This window comes from Gulosibacter sediminis, assembly GCF_023370115.1.
In the GTDB taxonomy this organism is placed as follows: Bacteria; Actinomycetota; Actinomycetes; order Actinomycetales; family Microbacteriaceae; genus Gulosibacter; species Gulosibacter sediminis_A.
Map to the genome: position 1 here is coordinate 1,476,822 of NZ_CP097160.1, position 20,104 is coordinate 1,496,925.

General features: G+C 68.2%; 18 protein-coding genes. 2 read left to right on the plus strand and 16 right to left on the minus strand.

From position 1 onward, the window contains the following. Positions 1–126: 126 nt before the first annotated feature. The 13 genes from nusB to M3M28_RS06890 all read right to left on the minus strand — a co-directional run bounded on the left by nusB (position 127) and on the right by M3M28_RS06890 (position 12,306). On the minus strand, positions 127–546 hold the full coding sequence (nusB, locus tag M3M28_RS06830; RefSeq protein WP_249385773.1) for a transcription antitermination factor NusB: 420 nt from the start codon (positions 544–546) through the stop codon (positions 127–129). Continuing rightward, positions 546–1,109, minus strand: a complete 564-nt coding sequence (gene efp, locus M3M28_RS06835) for an elongation factor P (RefSeq protein ID WP_249385774.1) — start codon at positions 1,107–1,109, stop codon at positions 546–548. The genes nusB and efp overlap by 1 nt, the downstream gene beginning before the upstream one ends. A gap of 84 nt (positions 1,110–1,193) precedes the next feature. Then, positions 1,194–2,285: a 3-dehydroquinate synthase gene (gene aroB / locus M3M28_RS06840; RefSeq protein ID WP_249385775.1), complete on the minus strand. Its 1,092-nt coding sequence runs from the start codon at positions 2,283–2,285 to the stop codon at positions 1,194–1,196. Positions 2,286–2,293: 8 nt separating this feature from the next. Then, on the minus strand, positions 2,294–2,833 hold the full coding sequence (locus tag M3M28_RS06845) for a shikimate kinase (RefSeq protein ID WP_249385776.1): 540 nt from the start codon (positions 2,831–2,833) through the stop codon (positions 2,294–2,296). Beyond that, positions 2,830–4,098 carry a chorismate synthase gene (gene aroC, locus M3M28_RS06850; RefSeq protein WP_249385777.1) on the minus strand — a complete coding sequence of 423 codons (1,269 nt, stop codon included), beginning with the start codon at positions 4,096–4,098 and terminating at the stop codon, positions 2,830–2,832. Before aroC ends, M3M28_RS06845 begins: the two co-directional genes overlap by 4 nt. Before the next feature lie 12 nt (positions 4,099–4,110). Next, a complete protein-coding gene (locus M3M28_RS06855; RefSeq protein WP_249385778.1) occupies positions 4,111–5,004 on the minus strand; it encodes a shikimate dehydrogenase family protein in 894 nt (297 codons plus the stop codon). 6 nt (positions 5,005–5,010) lie between these two features. Further along, positions 5,011–6,357 carry an endolytic transglycosylase MltG gene (gene mltG / locus M3M28_RS06860; protein ID WP_249385779.1) on the minus strand — a complete coding sequence of 449 codons (1,347 nt, stop codon included), beginning with the start codon at positions 6,355–6,357 and terminating at the stop codon, positions 5,011–5,013. Positions 6,358–6,372: 15 nt separating this feature from the next. After that, positions 6,373–6,828, minus strand: coding sequence for a Holliday junction resolvase RuvX (gene ruvX / locus M3M28_RS06865; RefSeq protein ID WP_249385780.1), 456 nt, complete (start codon positions 6,826–6,828; stop codon positions 6,373–6,375). Then, a complete protein-coding gene (alaS, locus tag M3M28_RS06870; protein ID WP_249385781.1) occupies positions 6,828–9,497 on the minus strand; it encodes an alanine--tRNA ligase in 2,670 nt (889 codons plus the stop codon). The genes ruvX and alaS overlap by 1 nt, the downstream gene beginning before the upstream one ends. Positions 9,498–9,512: 15 nt before the next feature. After that, positions 9,513–9,722, minus strand: a complete 210-nt coding sequence (locus M3M28_RS06875) for a Na+ dependent nucleoside transporter N-terminal domain-containing protein (RefSeq protein ID WP_193127789.1) — start codon at positions 9,720–9,722, stop codon at positions 9,513–9,515. 40 nt (positions 9,723–9,762) lie between these two features. Continuing rightward, positions 9,763–10,134 carry a DUF948 domain-containing protein gene (locus M3M28_RS06880; RefSeq protein ID WP_193127788.1) on the minus strand — a complete coding sequence of 124 codons (372 nt, stop codon included), beginning with the start codon at positions 10,132–10,134 and terminating at the stop codon, positions 9,763–9,765. 95 nt (positions 10,135–10,229) lie between these two features. Next, positions 10,230–10,859: a 30S ribosomal protein S4 gene (gene rpsD / locus M3M28_RS06885; RefSeq protein ID WP_249385782.1), complete on the minus strand. Its 630-nt coding sequence runs from the start codon at positions 10,857–10,859 to the stop codon at positions 10,230–10,232. A gap of 118 nt (positions 10,860–10,977) precedes the next feature. Further along, positions 10,978–12,306, minus strand: a complete 1,329-nt coding sequence (locus M3M28_RS06890) for a replication-associated recombination protein A (protein WP_249385783.1) — start codon at positions 12,304–12,306, stop codon at positions 10,978–10,980. A gap of 53 nt (positions 12,307–12,359) precedes the next feature. On the opposite strand from M3M28_RS06890, the gene M3M28_RS06895 reads away from it, so the two are divergent. Further along, positions 12,360–13,127 (plus strand): peptidylprolyl isomerase, encoded by a 768-nt coding sequence (locus M3M28_RS06895; RefSeq protein WP_249385784.1) that lies wholly within the window; start codon positions 12,360–12,362, stop codon positions 13,125–13,127. Positions 13,128–13,235: 108 nt separating this feature from the next. Then, positions 13,236–14,468 (plus strand): DUF349 domain-containing protein, encoded by a 1,233-nt coding sequence (locus M3M28_RS06900; RefSeq protein WP_249388004.1) that lies wholly within the window; start codon positions 13,236–13,238, stop codon positions 14,466–14,468. A 502-nt stretch (positions 14,469–14,970) separates the two neighbouring features. On the opposite strand, the gene M3M28_RS06905 is transcribed toward M3M28_RS06900, so the two are convergent. From M3M28_RS06905 to secD, 3 genes are read right to left on the minus strand one after another with little or no spacing between them, the layout of a single operon-like run. Then, on the minus strand, positions 14,971–17,217 hold the full coding sequence (locus tag M3M28_RS06905) for a RelA/SpoT family protein (RefSeq protein WP_283255695.1): 2,247 nt from the start codon (positions 17,215–17,217) through the stop codon (positions 14,971–14,973). Positions 17,218–17,271: 54 nt separating this feature from the next. Then, positions 17,272–18,336: a protein translocase subunit SecF gene (secF, locus tag M3M28_RS06910; RefSeq protein ID WP_249385785.1), complete on the minus strand. Its 1,065-nt coding sequence runs from the start codon at positions 18,334–18,336 to the stop codon at positions 17,272–17,274. Then, positions 18,336–20,063: a protein translocase subunit SecD gene (secD, locus tag M3M28_RS06915; RefSeq protein WP_249385786.1), complete on the minus strand. Its 1,728-nt coding sequence runs from the start codon at positions 20,061–20,063 to the stop codon at positions 18,336–18,338. Before secD ends, secF begins: the two co-directional genes overlap by 1 nt. Positions 20,064–20,104 lie beyond the last annotated feature (41 nt).

Here is a 20,104-nt window from a genome sequence, read left to right on the forward strand (position 1 = left end):
CCCCTTCTCCGCCTCTCTGGACGGCTCATTAAAGGACGATCTACCGGCGACCATCCTACCCCGAATGCGAACGCGCCGTGCCCCGAGTCAGACTCGGACGCACGGCGCGTCGATGGGATGCGCTGGCTACGCGGTCGCGTTGCCGTCGGCGATGGTGCCGAGCACGCCACTAATGAACCGCGAGGAATCGTCGGTCGAGTATTCCCCTGCCGCGGTGATCGCCTCGTTAATGGCCACCTCGGCCGGCACCTCGGCGTTGTAGACGATCTCCCACACACCGATGCGCAGAATCGCCGCGTCAACACTCGGCATGCGCTCGAGGGTCCAGCCATTGGCCGTCGCCTCGATGCGCGTGTCGATGTCGTGCTCGTGCTCGAGATAGCCCGCGATGATCTCGCGCGCATAGCGCCACGACGCCTCGCGCTCGGGCTGGTGCAGCGCCTTCGCCTGCTCCTCGGCGAGGACGTCGCGCAGCTCGCGCTCCATCACATCGGCGACGAACAGCATGTCCATGGCCCGCTTGCGGGCCTTGGTGCGGGCGCTCACTAGTCGTTCACGCGGCCCAGGTAGTCACCCGTGCGGGTGTCAACCTTGACGCGAGTGCCCTGGTTCACGAACAGCGGCACCTGGATCTCGGCGCCGGTCTCGACGGTCGCGGGCTTCGTGCCGGCGTTCGAGCGGTCGCCCTGCAGGCCGGGCTCGGTGTAGGTGATCTCGAGCACGACCGAGGCCGGCATCTCGATGTAGAGCGGCTCGCCCTGGTACATAGCGATCTGCACTTCCTGCTGCTCGAGCAGGAACTTCGCGCCGTCGCCGACGATCGTCGACGAGACGGTGAGCTGGTCGTAGTCGGCCTGGTCCATGAAGACGAAGCCGTCGCCGTCCTGGTAGAGGTACTGGAAGTCGCGACGGTCGACGACCGCGGTCTCGATCTTCGAGCCGGCGTTGAACGTGCGGTCGACCGTCTTGCCCTGGACGATGTTCTTCAGCTTCGTGCGCACGAAGGCGCCACCCTTGCCGGGCTTGACGTGCTGGAACTCGATTACCTGCCAGAGCTGACCGTCGATGATCAGCACGATGCCGTTCTTGATATCAGCGGTGGTTGCCATCTGAGTTTCCTTTCAAATTTTCGACGCTCTAGCATAGCGCGCCCGTACCGGCGGCCGTTCGCCGCCCGGATGCGCCCCGAGCGCTTAGGAGGCGATCTCCTGGTAGGCCGCAAAGAGCAGGCTCTCGTCGGGCGCGGTCATGATCGTGGGGTGGCCGATGTCATCGAGCACGACGAAGCGCAGCAGCTTGCCTCGCGCCTTCTTGTCGCGGTGCATGACCGAGAGCAGCGTCGCCCAGCGGTCGGCCGGATAACCGGTCGGCAGCCCCAGCAATTTGAGGATGCGCAGGTGCCGGTCGGCGGCCGCGTCGCTGAGTCGACCCGACAGCCGGGCGAGCTCGGCCGCGTAGTGCATACCGATCGCGACGGCGGCGCCGTGGCGCCACTGGTAGCGCTCGGTGTGCTCGATGGCGTGGCCGAGGGTGTGGCCGTAGTTGAGCATCTCGCGGCCGCCGCTCTCGCGGAGATCGGCAGCGGTTACCTCGAGCTTGTACTGGATCGACAGTTCGAGGATGCGCCGGAACTCGTCGCTCGTCGGGTCGGTCGCGCGTTCGGGGTCGGCCTCGATGAGGTCGAGGATCTCGGGGGCGTGGATGAAGCCCACCTTGACCGCCTCGGTGAAGCCCGTGACGAGCTCGTTGCGGGGCAGTTGCTCGAGCACGTCGAGGTCGGCGACGACACCGGCCGGCGGGTGGAACGCGCCCACCATGTTCTTGCCCTCATTCGTGTTGATGCCGGTCTTGCCGCCGATCGAGGCGTCAACCATGCCGAGCACCGTGGTCGGGACCTGCACGACACGCACGCCGCGCAGCCATGACGCAGCGACCCAGCCGGCGAGGTCGGTCGTCGCGCCGCCGCCGAGGCCGATGATCGCGTCGGTGCGGGTGAAGTCGCTCTGGCCGAGCAGCTGCCACAGCCATTCGGCGACCTGCGCACGCTTCGCGTCCTCCGCATCCGGAATCTCGGCCATGAGCACGCGTCGGAAGTGCGGGGTGAGCTGCATCCGCAGGCGTTCGGCGATCGCGCCGAGCGACGGCTGGTGAATGATGAACACCTGTTCGGCGCTGTCGCCGAGCACCTTCGGCAGGTGCTGGTCAAGATTCGCGATCAGTCCTCGCCCGACGAGCACCGGCCCGTGCGGGCCTTCGACCTCAAGCGTGGTGATGTCGTTGGTCACGAATTCTCCTAGTTGTCGGCTTGTGCGGGGCTGGAAGAGCGCACGAGCGGCGAGCCGATGCGCTTGAGGTAGCGGTGCACCTCGTTCGACACCTGCCACATGGGGCGAAAACTCGTGTCGACCGTGAGGTGCGCGAGCCGCTCGTAGATTTCGCGGCGTGCCTCGTAGGTCTCGATCCACGAGTCGATGCCATTGAGCAGCGGCCGGTTGGTCTTGCCGCTGATGCGCTCGCTGATCGCCTCGGGTGAGGCGACGAGCAGCACGACGGTGTGATCGCCGCTCGCGAGCTGGGCCTGGGTGTCCTCGTTGAGGATCGCTCCGCCGCCGAGGGAGACAACCTCGTAGGCGGCGAGTGCCGCGTGCACCGTGTTGCGCTCGATGCGGCGGAACTCCTGCTCGCCGTGCTTGGGAATGAACTGGGCGATCGCGCCGTGCTCGCGCGCGATCAGCTTGTCGGTGTCGGCGTAGGTCGCCCCGAGCTTGCGGGAAAGTCGCTTGCCGACGCGGGTCTTACCGGCCGCAGGCGGCCCGATGAACACGAGGCTCATACGCGCCACTCGCTGCGCGAGTCGCCCATCGGCGTCTCGTCGACCTCCTTGTCGACCGAATCGGGGTCGACGAGCTCCGGGTTCGTGTGCAGGTGCTCGGGAATCGCGGCGAGGTAGCTGCCGAGGTTGCGGCGTACCTCCTCGAGCGAGTCGCCGCCGAACTTCTCGACGACGGCATTCGCGAGCACGAGCGCCGTCATCGCCTCCGCCACGACGCCCGAGGCCGGCACCGCGGTGACGTCGGAACGCTGGTGATGCGCGGTCGCGTTCTGGCCGGTCGCGACGTCGACCGTGTGCAGGGCGCGGGGCACGGTCGCGATCGGCTTCATGCCGACGCGCACGCGCAGCACGCCGCCCGTAGTCATGCCGCCCTCGATGCCGCCGGCACGGTCGGAGGCGCGGTGGATCTCACCCGCGACCGCGTAGAGCGGGTCGTGGGCCGCGGTGCCGGGCCGGCGAGTCGTCTCGATGCCGTCGCCCACCTCGACCGACTTGATCGCCTGGATGCTCATGAGCGCTCCGGCGAGGCGGCTGTCGAGCCGGCGGTCCCAGTGCACGTACGACCCGAGCCCCGGCGGCAGGCCGTAGACGAGCACCTCAGTGAGGCCGCCGATGGTGTCGCCGGTGTGCCGAATCTCGTCGATGCGCGCCACCATCGCAGCGCTCGTCGCCTCGTCGATGCAGCGCACCGGGTCGGCATCGAGCCGCTCGACGTCGTCGGGCAGCGGTCGGGGGGCGTCGTCGGGCAGGGCAACCTCGCCGATCGAGACGGTGTGGCTGACGGTGCCGATGCCGAGTTCTGCGAGGAACTTCTTCGCGACGGCGCCGAGCGCCACGCGGGCCGCGGTCTCGCGGGCGCTCGCGCGCTCAAGCGCGGGCCGCGACTCCTCGAAGCCGTACTTCTGCATGCCGACGAGGTCGGCGTGGCCCGGGCGCGGGCGCGTGAGGCGCGTGCCGCGGCCCGTTTCGAACACCTCGGGCCCAACCGGCTCGGGGCTCATGACCTCGGTCCACTTCGGCCACTCGGTGTTCTGAATGCGAATGCCGAGGGGCGAGCCGATCGTCACACCATGGCGAACGCCCGACGAGAGGGTGAGCTCGTCGGCTTCAAACTTCATGCGGCCGCCGCGGCCATAGCCGAGTTTGCGGCGCGCGAGGTCGGCCTGCACCTCCGCCTTGGAAATGGGGACGCCAGCGGGCAGTCCCTCAAGAACAGCGAGCAGTTCGGGGCCGTGTGACTCCCCCGCGGTCAGCCAACGAAGCATTCCGCCATTGTCTCACGACAGCGCGGCGCGCATTGCCTCGACGACATCGGCCTCGTTCGGCAGCGACTCGTCGATCGCGCTGCCGCCGAACAGCCGCACCTGCAGCACCGCCTGGTGGAGCAGCATATCGAGGCCGGTGACCACGGGTGCCTCGGCGCCCAGCCACAGCTCGGCGAGCGGCGTCGGCCAGGGATGGTAGGCCGCCGAGAGCAGCGCGGCACCCGCCGGCACGCGGCCGGGGTCGGTCGTTGGCACATAGCCACCCGGCACGGTGTCGCCGACAAATGCGACGTCGTCGCCGGGCCGCCAGTCGGCGAGCGACAGGCCTGCTACGCCATCGCCGAGGCGCTCCGCGAGGGCCTCGGCCCGCTCCGGGCGCCGAGCGAAGATCTCAACCCGCGAGGCCCCGAGTCGCTGGGCGGCAATCGCGACGCTCGCCGCGGTCTCCCCCGCCCCGAGCACCTGCGCGACGCCCTCGATCCGCTCGAGGCCCCGCTCGCCAAAGGCACGGACGATGCCCGGAATATCGGTGTTCTCGCCCCGCGCGGGGGCGCCCGGCTCGAGCGAGTCAAAGACGAGCGTGTTCACCGCGCCGCTGCGTCGCGCATCCGGGCTCACCTCGCTCGCGAACGCGAGCGCCTCGGCCTTGAGCGGCGCCGTCACCGAGAAGCCGCGCCAGCCCTGGCCGCGCGCGCCGAGCGCGGCGGCGAGCCCGCCGGCCGGGATGCGCCAGCGCGAGTACTCCCAGCGCCGACCAAGCGCGCGGTAGGCGGCGAGCTGCAGCTGCGGCGAGCGCGAGTGGCCGACGGGGTCGCCGAGCACCGCGAGCCGCTGCGAGCCGATGCCGCGAGGCGGCTCGCCCTCGCTAAAGCCCTCGGGAACCTCGGGGTAGCGTTCGTTCGTCATTGCGGCCTATCCGTAGTCCGGGTGCTCTTCCATCCAGGCGAGCCACTGGTCGACCGCCTGCTGGTGCTCCTCGTAGGTCTCCGAGAACACTGTCTCGCCCGTCTCGAGGTTGACCGTGACGAAGTAGAGCCAGGGCCCGTCAGCCGGGTTCATCGCCGCGTCGATCGCGGTGTCGCCGGGGTTCGAGATCGGCCCCGGAATCATGCCGGTGTGCACGTACGTGTTGTACGGGTTGTCCTCATCGTTGCGCTCGTCGTCGGTCGTGGCGGCGCGGTCGTACTCGCCGGTGCCGTAGGTCACCGTCGCGTCCGACTGCAGCGGCATGTCGATGTCGAGGCGGTTGTAGAAGACACGCGCGACCTTGTAGAAGTCCTCGGTGATGCGCGCCTCCTTCTCAACGAGCGAGGCCATGCGGATGATGTCCCACACCTGATCGTCGGGCACGCCGGCCGCGTCAAGCGACTGGTAGGTGCGGTCGACCATCGTCTGCAGCACCGTCGTCGCGTCGACGCTGGGCTCGAACGTGTAGGTGGCGGGGAACAGGAACCCCTCCATGCTCTCGGCCTCGTCGGGCAGGCCGAACGACTGGGGGTCAGCGGCGGCGGCCTGAAGATCGTCGACCGAGATGCCCACGTTTGATTCAACGAGGGTGTAGACATCCGACGCGACCGTGCCCTCGGGGATCGTCACGGTGTTCTCGATGCGCGCGGTGTCGTCGGTCAGCACCTCGAGTGCCGAGGCCGCGCTCATTTCCTCCTCGAGCGCGTAGGTGCCCGGGTAGAACTGCGGTTCCTCGGCCTGCGAGGTGACCTCGCGGATGAACGCGCTCGGCTCCTTGATCACGCCCTGCTCTTCAAGCCGGGTCGCGATCGTCGTGCCGGTGTCGCCCTCGAGAATACTGAAGTCGACCTCGGTGCCGTTGCCCGTGCCCTCGAAGTCGTCGTTGTAGATGCCAAACATGCCGAGGATGCGGTCGCCGACGAGCTGCCAGCCCCAGAACGCCCCGCCAACGAGCACGAGCAGCGCCACGAGCATCGCGATCCAGCCGCGCCCCCGGCGGCGACGGCCACGGCCGCGCCGCTTCGAGGAGCTCTCGTCGATCGTCGCGCTGAAGATCTCTGCCACCGGGTCGTGGTCGGCCTCCTCGGAGCGCGTGCGCGGCGCCGCAGCGGCGGCTTCGCCCGCGGGCTCGCCGGGCGCGGCCGCCGGTGCTGCGACCTCCGAGACGTCGAGCGGCCCGGTATTTTGCGCCTTCAGTTCGCGGGCGAGCCGTTCGCGCTCGCGCTCACGGGCCTCACGTCGTGTGATCGGCTGCTGATCATCTGCAGACTGCTGGTGATCTTCGTTGGTCACGAGGCTCCTCGCGGATTAGTCGAGTGCGGCGCCGGGCGGCATGCCGCTCGAGCGCTCCCGGTCAAGTGCGTCTTGCAACAGTACTACTGCCGCCGCCTGGTCGATTTGGTCACGTGAGCGCGACGCCTGCTTGCCACTCGCGCGGAATTGCTTCGCCGCCGACACCGTCGTGAGTCGCTCGTCGAGCAGCCGCACGGGTGCCGAAATCGCGGCGGCGAGCTCGCCCGCGACGCCGATTGCGTCCTCGGTCGAGGGCGTCGACTCGCCTCGCAGGTTGAGCGGGTGGCCGACGATGACCTCCATCACCGAATACTCGTCGACGAGTTCGGCGAGCCGGCGGATGTGCGTGTCGCCCTCGAGGTCGCGCTTGACCGTTTCGACGGGCACGGCAAGCAGCCCATCGGGGTCGCTGCGAGCGACCCCGATGCGGGCCTTGCCGACGTCGACGGCGAAGCGAACGCCGCGGCGCACTAGTTTGCCTGCAGCGCCGTGCGGATCGCGGCGAGCGCGTCCTCGTGCTTCGACGCGTCCTGGCCGCCGCCCTGGGCGACGTCGGGCTTGCCGCCACCGCCGCCGCCGAGCGCACCCGAGGCGACCTTGACGAGCGCGCCCGCGTTCGCGCCGGCGTCGCGCGCGGCCTGGTTCGTGGCCACGACGACCGAGGGCTTCTCGCCGGCCTGGCCGACGAGCGCCACCACGGCAGCCTCGCTGCCGGCGCGCTCGCGCAGCTCCAGCGCGAGGGTGCGCACGTCGTCGGCGCTGCCCACGGCGCCGATCCAGGCGCCGATGAAGGTCACGTCGCCCACGCGGCTGCCGCTACCGAGCAGTTCGGGGATGCGCGCGCGCAGTTGCTGCGCCTCGAGCTCGGCAATGCGCTTCTGCGCCTGCTTGAGGTCGGCGAGCAGGTCGTTGACGCGGCTCGTCACCTGGTCGCGCGGCACGCGCAGGCCGCTCGAGAGCTCGCGAACGAGCGCGCGCTCGGTCGCGAACTCGGCGAAGGCGTTGCGGCCGACGAGCGCCTCGACGCGGCGGTTCGTCGCGCCAACGCTCGACTCGCCGATCAGGTTGACGATGCCCACCTGGGCCGAGGTGTCGACGTGCGTGCCACCGCAGAGCTCGCGCGACCAGGCGCCACCGATCTCGACCATGCGCACGCGGGCGCCGTACTTCTCGCCGAAGAGGGCGCGGGCGCCGAGCTCCTTCGCCTCGTCGAGGGCCATCTCGCGGGTGATGACCTCGTAGTCGCGGCGCACGGCGCCGTTCGCGATCTCTTCGATCTCGCTGCGGGTCTCGCCCGAGAGCGCGTCGTTCCACGCGAAGTCGAGGCGCATGTAGCCGGCCTTGTTGTACGAGCCCGTCTGGTGCGCATCCCCACCGAGCGTGTCGCGCAGGGCGGCGTGGATGAGGTGGGTCGCGGTGTGCGCCTCGGAGGCCTGGCGGCGGTAGACCGCGTCGACGACCGATTCGACGCGCTCGCCGACGCCGATCGTGCCCTGCGTGACCTCAACGGTGTGCGCGATGAGGCCCGGCACGGGCTTCTGCACGTCGAGCACCCGCGAGGTGAAGCCGCCCGAGGGCGAGCGCAGCCAGCCCTGGTCGGCGTCCTGACCACCGGCCTCGGCGTAGAGCGTCGTCTCGCCGAGGATGAGCTCAGCGGTCTGGCCCGCGGCGGCCTCCTGCACGCTCGCGCCGTCGACGATGATGCCGAGTACCTCGGATTCGGTCTCGAGCTGGTCGTAGCCGACAAACGCGGTCTCGCCGAGCGCGCGGAAGTCGCTGTAGACGCTGAGGTCGGCGAGCGCCGAGCGGCGGGCCCGCGCATCCGCCTTCGCGCGCTCAACCTGCGCGCGCATGAGCTCGTCGAACTTGTCGCGGTTCACGCGCAGGCCCGACTCTTCGGCCATCTCGAGCGTGAGGTCGATCGGGAAGCCGAACGTGTCGTGCAGCTTGAAGGCGGTCTCGCCGTCGAGCACCGACGAACCGGCCGCGCTCGCCTTGGCCACGGCCTCGTCGAAGATCGTGTTGCCCTGCGCGAGCGTGCGCAGGAACGTGACCTCTTCGCCGTAGGCGATGCGGCTGATGCGGTCGAAGTCGGCCTCGACCTCGGGGTAGGCGTCGCGCATGGCGCGCATCGACACCGGGAACAGCTCGGGGAAGGTGGCGCCTTCGACGCCGAGGAGGCGCATGTTGCGCACGACTCGGCGCAGCAGGCGGCGCAGGATGTACCCGCGACCCTCGTTGCTCGGCTGCACGCCGTCGCTGATGAGCATGAGCGACGAACGCACGTGGTCGGCGACGACGCGCAGGCGCACATCGTCCTCGTGGTTCGCGCCGTAGGCCCGGCCCGCGAGTTCGCTCGCGCGGTCGAGCACGGGCCGCACCTGGTCGGTCTCGTACATGTTGTCGACGCCCTGCAGCAGGAACGCGATGCGCTCGATGCCGATGCCGGTGTCGATGTTGCGCTGCGGCAGGTCGCCGAGCAGCTCGAACGTGCCGTCGCCGTTGTCGGCGCCGCGCTCGTACTGCATGAACACGAGGTTCCAGATCTCGACGTAGCGGTCGTCGTCGGTCGCGGGGCCGCCGTCGACGCCGTAGGCCGGGCCGCGGTCGAAGAAGATCTCCGAGTCGGGGCCGGCGGGGCCGCCGGGCTTACCGGCCGACCAGTAGTTCGTGTCCTCGCCGAGGCGCTGGATGCGTTCGGCCGGGATCTCCGAGAGCTCGAGCCACGCGTTGTATGCCTCGTCGTCCTTCTTGTACACGGTGACCCAGAGGTCTTCGTGGTTGAAGCCGAAGCCGCCCTCGTCCTGGGGCTTCGTGAGGAGGGTGTAGGCGAACTCGATCGCCTCACGCTTGAAGTAGTCGCCGAACGAGAAGTTGCCACCCATCTGGAAGAAGGTGCCGTGGCGCGGCGTCTTGCCGACCTCTTCGATGTCGTTCGTGCGGATGCACTTCTGCACGCTCGTCGCGCGCGGGTACGGCGCGGGCACCATGCCAGTCATGTACGGAATGAACGGCACCATGCCGGCGATCGTGAACATGACCGTCGGGTCGTCGCTCACGAGCGAGGCGGAGGGAACGACGGTGTGGCCGCGCTCCTCGAAGTAGGAGAGGAAGCGGCGCTTGATTTCGGCGGTGAGCATGGCTGTGCGGGACTCTTACTTTTCGTTGGCTTCGATAGCGGCGTAGATGGCTTCGGTGCGGGCCTCGTAGCCCTGCTTAACCGCCTCGGTGAAGTCGGCGGTGAACTCGTTCACCGCGGCAAACGCGGCCCGCCCACGGGGCGTCGAGTTCATGAAGTGGGCAAGGGCGAAGCCAGCGGCGACGCCTCCGACGACGAGTGCGACGGAACGAACGACGTTACGCATAGTGCGATGAGCTCCTAGAAGGGACGACGGAGGAAAGTGACTACTTCTTGCGCGAGCCGCGCTGCGGCTTCAGCGCGCGGAACCCGGCCGCGGCGGCGGCGGAGAAGCCCGCGAGCTTGATCAGCGGGCCACCGACCGTGGCGGCGGTCAGCGCGACAAGCGAGTTCACATTGCTGGTGGTCTCGTGCACCTGTTCGGTGATCGCGTCGACCTTCGCGAGCTGACGGTTCGTCTCGCGCATGGTCTCTTGCGTCTCGACCAGCGTCGGGGTGATGCTGTCGACCGAGTCACCGACGCCGCGGCGAACTTCGTCGAGCACTCGGCCGAGCTTGATGATCGGCACTGCAAGCAGCACCACGAGCAGCAGGAACGCGCCCGCAGCGATCAGCCCGGCGATGTCACCACCTGACATAGGGAAATTCTCCTGAACCTGAAATGACGAGAGCGGATCGCCGGTGGGCGATCCGCTCTCTATGCTAGCGGGCGGTCGAGGACCGCTCGGGACGCTTAGCGGCCCGAGTAGTACTCAACGACGAGCTGGACGTCACAGGTGATGGGCACCTCGTCGCGCTTCGGGCGACGCACGAGCTTCGCCTGGAGCTTGTCGAGCTGCACCTCGAGGTAACCCGGAACGGCCGGGAGCACCTCGGCGTGGCCACCGGCGGCGGCAACCTGGAAGATCTCAAGGTCTTCCGAGCGCGACTTGACACCAATGGTCTGGCCCGGCTGCACGCGGAACGAGGGGCGGTCGACGATCTTGCCGTCAACGAGGATGTGGCGGTGCACGACGAGCTGACGCGCCTGCGCGGTGGTGCGGGCGAAGCCGGCACGCACAACGAGGGCGTCGAGACGCTGCTCGAGCAGCTCGACAAGGTTCTCACCGGTCAGGCCAGCGGTGCGGCGGGCCTCCGAGAAGACGATCTGCAGCTGCTTCTCGCGCAGGCCATACTGGGCGCGCAGACGCTGCTTCTCGCGCAGACGGACGGCGTAGTCGCTGTCGGTCTTGCGACGGGTGCGGCCGTGCTCACCGGGAGCGTAGGGACGCTTCTCCATGAGGCGGGCGGCCTTCGGGGTAAGTGCAACGCCGAGGGCGCGCGACAGACGCACCTTCGAACGGGTACGCGACTTCTTCGACACGAAGTCTTCCTTTCTGATGTTCGCATGACACGCGTGAGCGTGCAGACAAATAGTGCTCTCCGCCTCTCCCTGTGGACGAGGCGTCAAATGAACCGCACTAGCTTACCACGGCACGGGCTCAGCCGGCGTCGCCGCGGGTGATGCGCCGCAGCTTCTCAAGACGCTGCGAGATTTCTCGCTCCCACCCGTGCTCGGTCGGCGAGTAGTAGACGCGGTCGCGCAGTGTGTCGGGCAGGTATTGCTGTTCGACGACACCGATGGGGTCGTCGTGCGGATACGCATAGCCCTTGCCGTGGCCGAGCCGCTTCGCGCCCGGGTAGTGCGCGTCGCGCAGGTGCATCGGCACGCGGCCCGCGTTGCCTGCCTTGACGTCGGCGATCGCGGCGCCGATGCCGGTGTACGAGGCGTTCGACTTCGGCGCGGTCGCGAGGTAGACGGTCGCGTTCGCAAGCGGAATCTGCCCCTCCGGCATGCCGATGAGCGCGACCGTGCTCGCCACCGCCTCGGCCACCACCATCGCCTGTGGGTCGGCCATGCCGATGTCCTCCGAGGCCGAGATCATGAGGCGCCGGGCAATAAAGCGCGGGTCCTCCCCCGCGACGATCATGCGCGCGAGGTAGTGCAGCGCCGCATCCGGGTCAGAGCCGCGAATCGACTTGATGAATGCCGAGATGACGTCGTAGTGCTCGTCGCCCTGTTTGTCGTAGCGCAGCAACGCCTGGTCGCTCGCGCTCTCGACGTCCTCGGCGGTGATGCTGGGATGCTCGGCCGCTTGCGCGCCGGCGGCCGCGGCTTCCAGCGTCGTCAGCGCGCGGCGCGCATCGCCGCTCGCCATGCGTACAATCGCGGCGCGAGCATCCTCGTCGAGGCCGACGGCACCGTCGAGGCCGCGCTTGTCGCTGACGGCGCGATCGAGCAGCCCCGCGAGGTCGGCGTCGTCGAGCGAACGCAGGGTGAGCAGCAGCGAGCGCGAGAGCAGGGGCGAGATGACCGAAAACGAGGGGTTCTCGGTGGTCGCGGCCACGAGCGTGACCCAACCCTGTTCGACGCCCGGCAGCAGCGCATCCTGCTGCGCCTTCGTAAAGCGGTGAATCTCGTCGAGAAACAACACGGTGCCCTCGTCGTAGAAGTCACGCTGGCGCAGGGCCTCGTCCATCACCGCCCGAACGTCCTTCACCCCCGCCGAAATCGCCGAAAGCTGGACGAACCGCCGGCCGCCGCTGTTCGCCAGCGCCTGCGCGATCGTCGTCTTGCCCGTGCCGGGCGGGCCCCACAGAATCACCGAGGTACCGGCGTTGTCCGCCGCGTCCGCGCTCGCGAGCCGTCGCAGCGGGGATCCAGGCCGCAACAGGTGCTCCTGCCCCACTACCTCATCGAGATCGCGCGGCCGCATGCGCGCGGCAAGCGGCGCGACACCGTCGCCTCCAAGCGTCACCTGACCAGTCATCCTCAGTAATGTTAGTAAGCTGCATGGGTCGAATGCCCAGCCGAAGGAGAACCGTGGCAGAGAACGCGAAGGAATTGCGTCGCCGTCAGCGCGAGCACGAGGCACGAGTTGTCGTGCATGACGTGCAGACTGACCGTCGCCGCACCGACAACCGCAAGGGCATCATCGCCCTGGTCGTCGCCGCCCTCGTCGCCGTCGGTGGGCAGGTCGCGTTCACCACAACCGGCGGATTCGCCGCCTCGCCGGCCGCCGAGACGACCGCGCCGGCCGAAACCGCGGCGCCGGAAGCTGCGGTGCCCGACGCGTCGATCGCCGAGGACCGCGAGTGGACCGGCACGATCGACTTCAACGACGGCGCCTTCGAGCTCGGCATCACCCTCGACGGTGTCAACGCACCGCAGGCGACCGCGAACCTCGTCGACCTCGTGCAGAAGGACTTCTACGACGAGACCGCCTGCCACCGCCTCACCACCGAGGGCCTCTACGTGCTCCAGTGCGGCGACCCGAGCGGCGACGGCACCGGCGGCCCCGGCTACCAGTTCGGACCGCTTGAGAACGTGCCTGAGGACGGCGTCTACCCCGCCGGCACCATCGCGATGGCCCGCGGCCAGGCCGAGGATTCGATGGGCTCGCAGTTCTTTATCGTCTACGAAGACACCGAGCTGCCCGCCCCCGGCTATTCGGTAATCGGCCAGGTCACGAGCGGCCTCGACGAGCTGCAGGCGCAGATCGTCGACGAGGGCGTCGACCCCGCGAGCGGCTCGACCGGCGACGGCACGCCCCTCGCGCCCGCCGTCATCACCGACATCACCGTCGAATAGCCAACAACGCGGGGTCAGGCCCGCCCACCGCCATGCAATAGCATTGCCGTACCGCCAAGACTCTTTTGAGTCTCCATTCCATCGATGACGATCAAGGAATTCCCCAACATGACTGGACTGCCCGAGCACCCATTTGGCCGAGTAGAAGCCGACGGGACGGTTTTCGTAACCGAGGACGGACAGGAACGCCAGGTGGGTCAGTACCCCGACGGCACCCCGCAGGAAGCACTCGACTACTTCGTGCGCAAGTTCGACGACCTCGCCGCCCAAGTGTCGCTGCTCGAGCAGCGTTCGAAGGCCGGCGCGAACCCGAACGACATCGCCCGCTCGGTGAAGGCGCTGCGCGGTCAACTCGATGGCGCGAGCGCCGTCGGCGACTTCGCTGCGCTGCGCACCCGCCTCGACGCCCTCGGCGGCGAGGTTGCCGAGCTCGGCGAGAAGCAGCAGGAAGAGCACCGCGAGGCCGTGAGCGAGGCGATGACCTACCGCGAGTCGATCGTCGTCGAGGCCGAGACGCTCGCCGCGCAAGACCCGAGCTCGATTCAGTGGAAGCAGACCTCGGCGAAGGTCGAGGAGCTGTTCGCGAAGTGGCAGGACCACCAGAAGACCGGCCCGCGCCTGCCGAAGGCCGACGCGAACGCCCTCTGGAAGCGCTTCCGCGTGGCCCGCACCACCCTCGACACCGAGCGCCGAAAGTTCTTCGCGCACCTCGACAGCGAGCACCGTGCCGCGCGCGACGCGAAGCAGGACATCATCTCCCGCGCCGAGGCACTCGCGCCGAAGGGTGCCGACGGCGTGCCGGAGTACCGCCGCCTGCTCGACGAGTGGAAGACCGTGGGCCGTGCCGGCCGCAAGCACGATGACGCCCTCTGGGCGAAGTTCAAGGCTGCCGGCGACGTGCTCTACCAGGCGAAGGCCGAGGTCGATGCGCAGGACGACGCCGAGTATCAGGAGAACCTGACGCTCAAGCTCGCGATCCTCGACGACGCAAAGCCGATTCTCGACATCACCGACCGCCGCCAGGCGCGCGAGCGACTCAACCACGTGCAGGACCGCTGGGATGCGGTCGGCCGCGTGCCGCGCGACCGCTTCCGCGACGTCGAGGAACAGCTGCGCCGCATCGAGGCGCACGTGCGCAAGCTTGATGACGACCACTGGGCGAACTCGAACCCCGAAAAGCAGGCCCGCCAGTCGGGCATGACCTCGCAGCTCCACGACGCGATCGCGAAGCTCGAGGCCGACGTGGCTGCCGCGAAGGAGTCGGGCAACCCGAAGCGCCTCAAGGAAGCCGAGGAGGCGCTCGCCGCCCGCCAGGCGTGGCTGCGCGCCATCGAGGGTTAAGCTCCTCCCTCAACGCCGCTGTGCCGGGCTGTGGATAACGCAGCCCGGCACCGCCGTTTTCCGGCAGGATGCCGACATGGAAACGATCTCCCCCGCTGAACTCGACGAGTTCACGCCGACCGAGCTGCAGCACATGTGGCGCGCGGGCGAAATCTCACGCCACGGCATCCCAGGCTTCGAGTTCTACCTGCCGCTCGACGAGCCACCGACGCTCCGTGACCGCGCCCGCAGCCTCTGGCCGGTGCGCCACGAGGGCCGCGTCGTGAGCGGCGCCGCCGCGCGCTGGGTCTACCTCGGCGGCCAGGCGCCCGGCGTGGTCGAAGTCACACGGCGCAGCTGGCGCTCGACCCTCGACCTCCCCGGCGTCGCGCCCCGCTACGGCGCCTACTCGCCACACGACGTGCGCCGGCTCGCAGAGCTCACGATCACGAGCCCGGCGCGCACAATCCTCGACGCCCTCGAGGCCGGGGCGTTCGCCGAAGCGCTCGAGCTGATCGCCGGGCTACCCGTTGTGCACGCGATAGACGTCGTAGATGCCATCGATGTGTCGCACGGCCCCGAGCAGACGGTCGAGATGCGTCGTGTCACCCATCTGGAACGAGAACTTCGAGATCGCCAACCGGTCGCGTGACGTGTGCACCGTCGCCGACAGGATGTTCACGTGGTGCTCCGAGAGCACGCGGCTGATGTCGCTGAGCAGGCCGCCCCGGTCGAGTGCCTCGACCTGAATGTTCACGAGGAACACGGCCTTCGAGCTCGCCGCCCATTCGACGTCGATCATGCGCTCTGGCTGCAGCTCGAGCGAGGTGACGTTACGGCAGTCGGTGCGGTGCACCGAAACGCCCTGGCCACGCGTGATGAAGCCGACGATCTCGTCGCCGGGCACGGGCGTGCAACACTTCGCGACCTTGACGAGGATGTCGGGTGAGCCTCGCACGAGCACACCAGAATCACTCACCGATGGCTGGCTGATCGGGCTGCCCGTGATGTGGCGGTCGCCGAGCTCCTCGTCGACGTCCTGATCGGCACTGAGCTCGTTCTGGATCTTCTCGATGACCGACTTCGCCGACACGTGGCCCTCGCCGACGGCGGCGTAGAGCCCCGAGACGTCGACGTACCGCAGGGTCGAGGCGACCGTCTCAAAGGCCTCCTGCACGATGTCGCGGGTCATCGGCATGTTGACCTTGCGCATCTCCTTGGCGACCTGCTCTTTACCGAGCTCGATCGCCTCGTCGCGGCGTTCCTTCGAGAACCACTGGCGAATCTTGTTGCGGGCCCGGGGCGACGCGACGAAGCCGAGCCAGTCCTGCTTGGGCCCCGCATCCGGGTTCTTCGAGGTGAAGATCTCGACGGTGTCGCCGTTTTGCAGCTTCGTCTCGAGCGGCACGAGGCGACTGTTCACCTTGGCCCCCATAGTGCGGTGGCCAACATCGGTGTGAATCGCGTACGCGAAGTCGACCGGGGTCGCCGATTGCGGCAGGCCGATGACCTTGCCCTGCGGCGTGAAGACGTAGACCTCTTTCGCGCCAATCTCGAAGCGGAGCGAGTCGAGGAACTCGTCAGAGTCGCTCGTCTCTTGCTGCCAGTCGTTGATGCGCTCGAGCCAGGCCATCTCGCTCGTCACGCCCGAGCCGCGCGTCGACTGGCCAGTCTGCATGTTCTGCTTGTAGAGCCAGTGCGCCGCGACACCGAACTCGGCGCGCTGGTGCATCTCGTGGGTACGAATCTGAATCTCGACGGCCTTGCCGTCCGGCCCGATCACCGTTGTGTGCAGCGACTGGTACAGGTTGAACTTCGGTGTCGCGATGTAGTCCTTGAACCGGCCGGGCATCGGCGTCCAGCGGGCGTGAATTGCGCCGAGTACTGCGTAGCAGTCGCGCACCGTGTCGACGATGATGCGGATCGCGACGAGGTCGTAGATTTCGTCGAAGTCGCGACCGCGTACCACCATCTTCTGGTAGATCGAGTAGAGCTCCTTCGGGCGCCCGTTCACCTCGCCACGCACGCGCATGTCGCGCAGGTCGCCGCGGATTTCCTTCATCACCCGATCGAGATAGCGCTGCCGCTGCGGCTGGCGGTCTTTCACGAGGTGTTCGATCTCGGAGTAGATTTTCGGGTGCAACACCGCGAACGAGAGCTCCTCGAGCTCGTTCTTCATCGCCTGAATACCCATGCGATGCGCGAGCGGCGCGTAGATCTCGAGAGTCTCGGTGGCCTTCTTCTGCGCCTTCTCGGGCGGCATGAAGCCCCACGTGCGGGCGTTGTGCAGCCGGTCGGCGAGCTTGATGACGAGCACGCGGATGTCCTTCGACATCGCGACGATCATCTTGCGCACCGTCTCGGCCTGCGCGGCGTCGCCGTAGGTGACCTTGTCAAGCTTCGTGACACCGTCGACAAGCATCGCGATCTCGTCGCCGAACTCCTCGCGGAGCTGGTCGAGCGAGTAGTCCGTGTCCTCCACGGTGTCGTGCAGGAGCGCCGCGGCAATCGTGACGGGACCAATGCCGAGCCCGGCGAGGATCTCGGCGACGGCGATTGGGTGGGTGATGTACGGCTCGCCGCTGCGGCGGAACTGGCCCTCGTGGAAGCGCACGGCGACCTCGTAGGCCCGCTGCACGAGGCCGATGTCGGCCCGCGAGTCGTGGCCCCGCAAGAGGCGCACGAGCCGCTCAATCGCGGGCGCTGACGCCGACTTCGTAAAGATCCTCGGCACCAGCCGACGCATCGACAGCGAACTCGCTTCGCTCATCCCGCCCGCCTTTCCTCACCACCCCGCAGCCGCGAGGTACCTAGAATTGCGAGTTTATACCTGCGCGCCGTCGTTCTCGCGCTCGGGGCGGGCCGGTTCGCCGTCGGCGTCCCCGTCCTCCTCGGGCTCCGCGTCGGGCTCGATGCCCGCGTCGCGGCGGCGCAGAATCTCGGCGTCGGTCTCGCGAATCTTCGGCTCGCGCGCACGCACAGCCGAGTAGAGCGGGCCGGCGAGGAAGATCGTCGAGAGTGCCCCGACGAAGATGCCGATGAACAGCGCGAGCGAAATGTCGCGAAGCGTGCCGGCACCCATGATGAACGCCCCGATGAACAGAATCGCCATGACCGGCAGGAGCGCGACGACCGAGGTGTTGATCGAGCGCACGAGGGTCTGGTTGATCGCGAGGTTCACCGACTCTGCGAACGTGCGGGCGCTGCCCGGCCCGTAGTTCGCCGTGTTCTCGCGCACCTTGTCGAACACCACGACCGTGTCGTAGAGCGAATAGCCGAGAATCGTCAGGAAGCCGATGACCGCCGCCGGCGTGATCTCAACACCCGTGAGCGCGTAGACACCCGCCGTCACGATGAGGTCGTGGAACAGCGCGAGAATCGCGGCCACGGCCATCTTCCAGGTGCGGAAGTAGAACGACATGAGCGCCGATGCGAGCACGAGGAACACGATGATGCCGATGACCATCTGGCGCGTGATGTCGGCGCCCCACGACGGGCCGATCGTCGACACGGCGACGTTCTCGATCGTGGTGCCGTACGACTCGGCGAGGTCGGCGCGGAGCGCGTTGTTCTGCTCCTGGGTGAGGGTGTCGGTCTGCACGCGGATCGAGCCGTCGCCGAGCTGCTGCACGCGCGCGGGCGTTTCGCTGTAGGCGGCGGCATCGTCGGTCGCGAGCGTTTGGTCCTGGCTCGTCGGGGCGCTCACCTGGAACTCGGAGCCGCCGGTGAACTCGATGCCGAAGTTGAAGCCGCCCCGCAGGAACGGCGCCGCCACCGAAAGGCAGATCAGCACGATCGCTACGATGAACCAGGTGTTGCGGCGACGAACGAAGCCGATCGAGGTCTCGCCGGTGTAGAGGTCGTTACCCCACTGCGTGAAGCGCTTCATTACTTCTCCCCCTTCGCGGCGGCCTCGGCGGCCTTGCGCTCCGCCAGCGACTGGCGGCGCTCGGCTTCCTTCGCGGAAGCCTGAACCTTCGTCTTCTTTGCCTGGCTCGAACGGCGGAACTCGCCGCGGCCGCGGTACACGGCGCCCAGGGCGCGCGGGTCGAGACCCGAGGCCGGGTGTCCGCCACCGAAGAACTTCGTGGTCGCGAGCAGGCGCATGAGCGGATGCGTGAACAGAGTCACGACGAAGAGGTCGATGAGCGTGGTGATGCCGAGCGTGATGGCGAAGCCGCGCACGTTGCCGACCGCGACGAAGAACAGCACGATCGCGACGAGCAGGTTCACCGCATCCGAGGCGAGGATGGTGCGGATCGCGCGCGACCAGCCGCGCTCGACCGCTGCGGGCAGCGAGCGGCCCTCGCGCAGTTCATCCTTGATGCGTTCGAAGTAGACGATGAACGAGTCGGCGGTAATACCGATCGCGATGATGAGGCCCGCGACGCCGGCGAGCGACAGGCGGTAGCCCTCCTGGTTCGACAGCAGTGTCACGACGAGGTACGCCACGACCGCGAGCGACGCGAGCGAGGCCATCGTCACGAGGCCGAGCAGGCGGTACTGCAGCAGCGAATAGAGCAGCACGAGCAGCAGACCGATCGCGCCGGCGATGAGGCCGGCCTGGAGCTGCCAGGTACCCAGCGTCGCCGAGATGGTCTGGGTCGACTGCGTCTGGAAGCTGAACGGCAGCGCACCGAACTTCAACTGGTCGGCGAGGTCCTTCGACGACTGCTCGGTGAAGCTACCCGTGATCTGCGCCTTGCCGTCGGTGATGACGGCGTTTGCGGTCGGCGCGACGATGACGTTGCCATCGAGCGTGACCGCGAAGCGAGAGCGGGTGGTGTCGGCCATGCCCGTGGTCGGGTCGGGGGTCGCGCCGATCGCGACCAGGCGCTCGGTCACGGCGCGGAACTCGGCGGTGCCGGTGGCGTCGAACTGCAGGTTGACGCCCCACTGGCCGGTCGCGACACCCTGCTGGTTCGTGACCATGCTCGAGGTGGCGTCGCTGATGTGCTCGCCCGAGATCTCGACGGGGCCGAGCACGAACTTCTCGGTGCCGCTCTCGTCACAGGCGATCATCGGTTCTTCGGGGTCGGCGACCTCGGGGTCGCTCATGACGTCGGCGCAGTCGAACGCGAGGAAGTCGGCGAAGAGCTGGTCAGTGAGCTGGGCGACGTCGGAGCCATCGGTCGGTTCGACGGTCGGGGTCGCGTTGAAGCTCTCCATACCGAAGTCTTCGGGCTTGACGACCTGCACGTTCGACGCCGAGTCCGTGTAGAGCACGGGGCGGAACTCGAGCTTGGCGCTCGACTCGATGCGGTTCTGCGTCTCCGCGTCGAGCTCACCGGGAACCGACACGACGATGTTCGTGCCACCCTGGGTCGTTACCTCGGCCTCGGAGATGCCCGAGGCATCCACGCGCTGTCGAATGATCGACGCGGCCTGCGCCATCTGGTCGCCCGAGGGCGCGGCGGCACCCTCCTGGAGCTGCGCCGCGAGCACCACCTGGGTGCCACCCTCAAGGTCAAGGGCGAGCTTCGGGGTCCACTGCCCATTCTGGAACGCGACGGAGGCCCAGTTGAGGCCTCCCAGCACGATGAGAATGATGCCGAACCAGAGCAGGGTGGATTTCGCTCCCCGCACCGCCTGCGAGGATCGTTTCGAGGTTGCCAAGAATCGTGCCTTTCACGCCGCGGACGCGGCGCTGAATGTCG

Excerpts from the sequence above, each read along its gene's own strand:
- efp (WP_249385774.1), bottom strand. The coding sequence starts at position 1,109 with ATGGCAACCACCGCTGATATCAAGAACGGCATCGTGCTGATCATCGAC.
- M3M28_RS06845 (WP_249385776.1), bottom strand. The coding sequence starts at position 2,833 with ATGAGCCTCGTGTTCATCGGGCCGCCTGCGGCCGGTAAGACCCGCGTC.
- aroC (WP_249385777.1), bottom strand. The coding sequence starts at position 4,098 with ATGCTTCGTTGGCTGACCGCGGGGGAGTCACACGGCCCCGAACTGCTC.
- M3M28_RS06855 (WP_249385778.1), bottom strand. The coding sequence starts at position 5,004 with ATGACGAACGAACGCTACCCCGAGGTTCCCGAGGGCTTTAGCGAGGGC.
- alaS (WP_249385781.1), bottom strand. The coding sequence starts at position 9,497 with ATGCTCACCGCCGAAATCAAGCGCCGCTTCCTCTCCTACTTCGAGGAG.
- M3M28_RS06875 (WP_193127789.1), bottom strand. The coding sequence starts at position 9,722 with ATGCGTAACGTCGTTCGTTCCGTCGCACTCGTCGTCGGAGGCGTCGCC.
- M3M28_RS06880 (WP_193127788.1), bottom strand. The coding sequence starts at position 10,134 with ATGTCAGGTGGTGACATCGCCGGGCTGATCGCTGCGGGCGCGTTCCTG.
- M3M28_RS06890 (WP_249385783.1), bottom strand. The coding sequence starts at position 12,306 with ATGACTGGTCAGGTGACGCTTGGAGGCGACGGTGTCGCGCCGCTTGCC.
- M3M28_RS06900 (WP_249388004.1), top strand. The coding sequence starts at position 13,236 with ATGACTGGACTGCCCGAGCACCCATTTGGCCGAGTAGAAGCCGACGGG.
- M3M28_RS06905 (WP_283255695.1), bottom strand. The coding sequence starts at position 17,217 with ATGAGCGAAGCGAGTTCGCTGTCGATGCGTCGGCTGGTGCCGAGGATC.
- secF (WP_249385785.1), bottom strand. The coding sequence starts at position 18,336 with ATGAAGCGCTTCACGCAGTGGGGTAACGACCTCTACACCGGCGAGACC.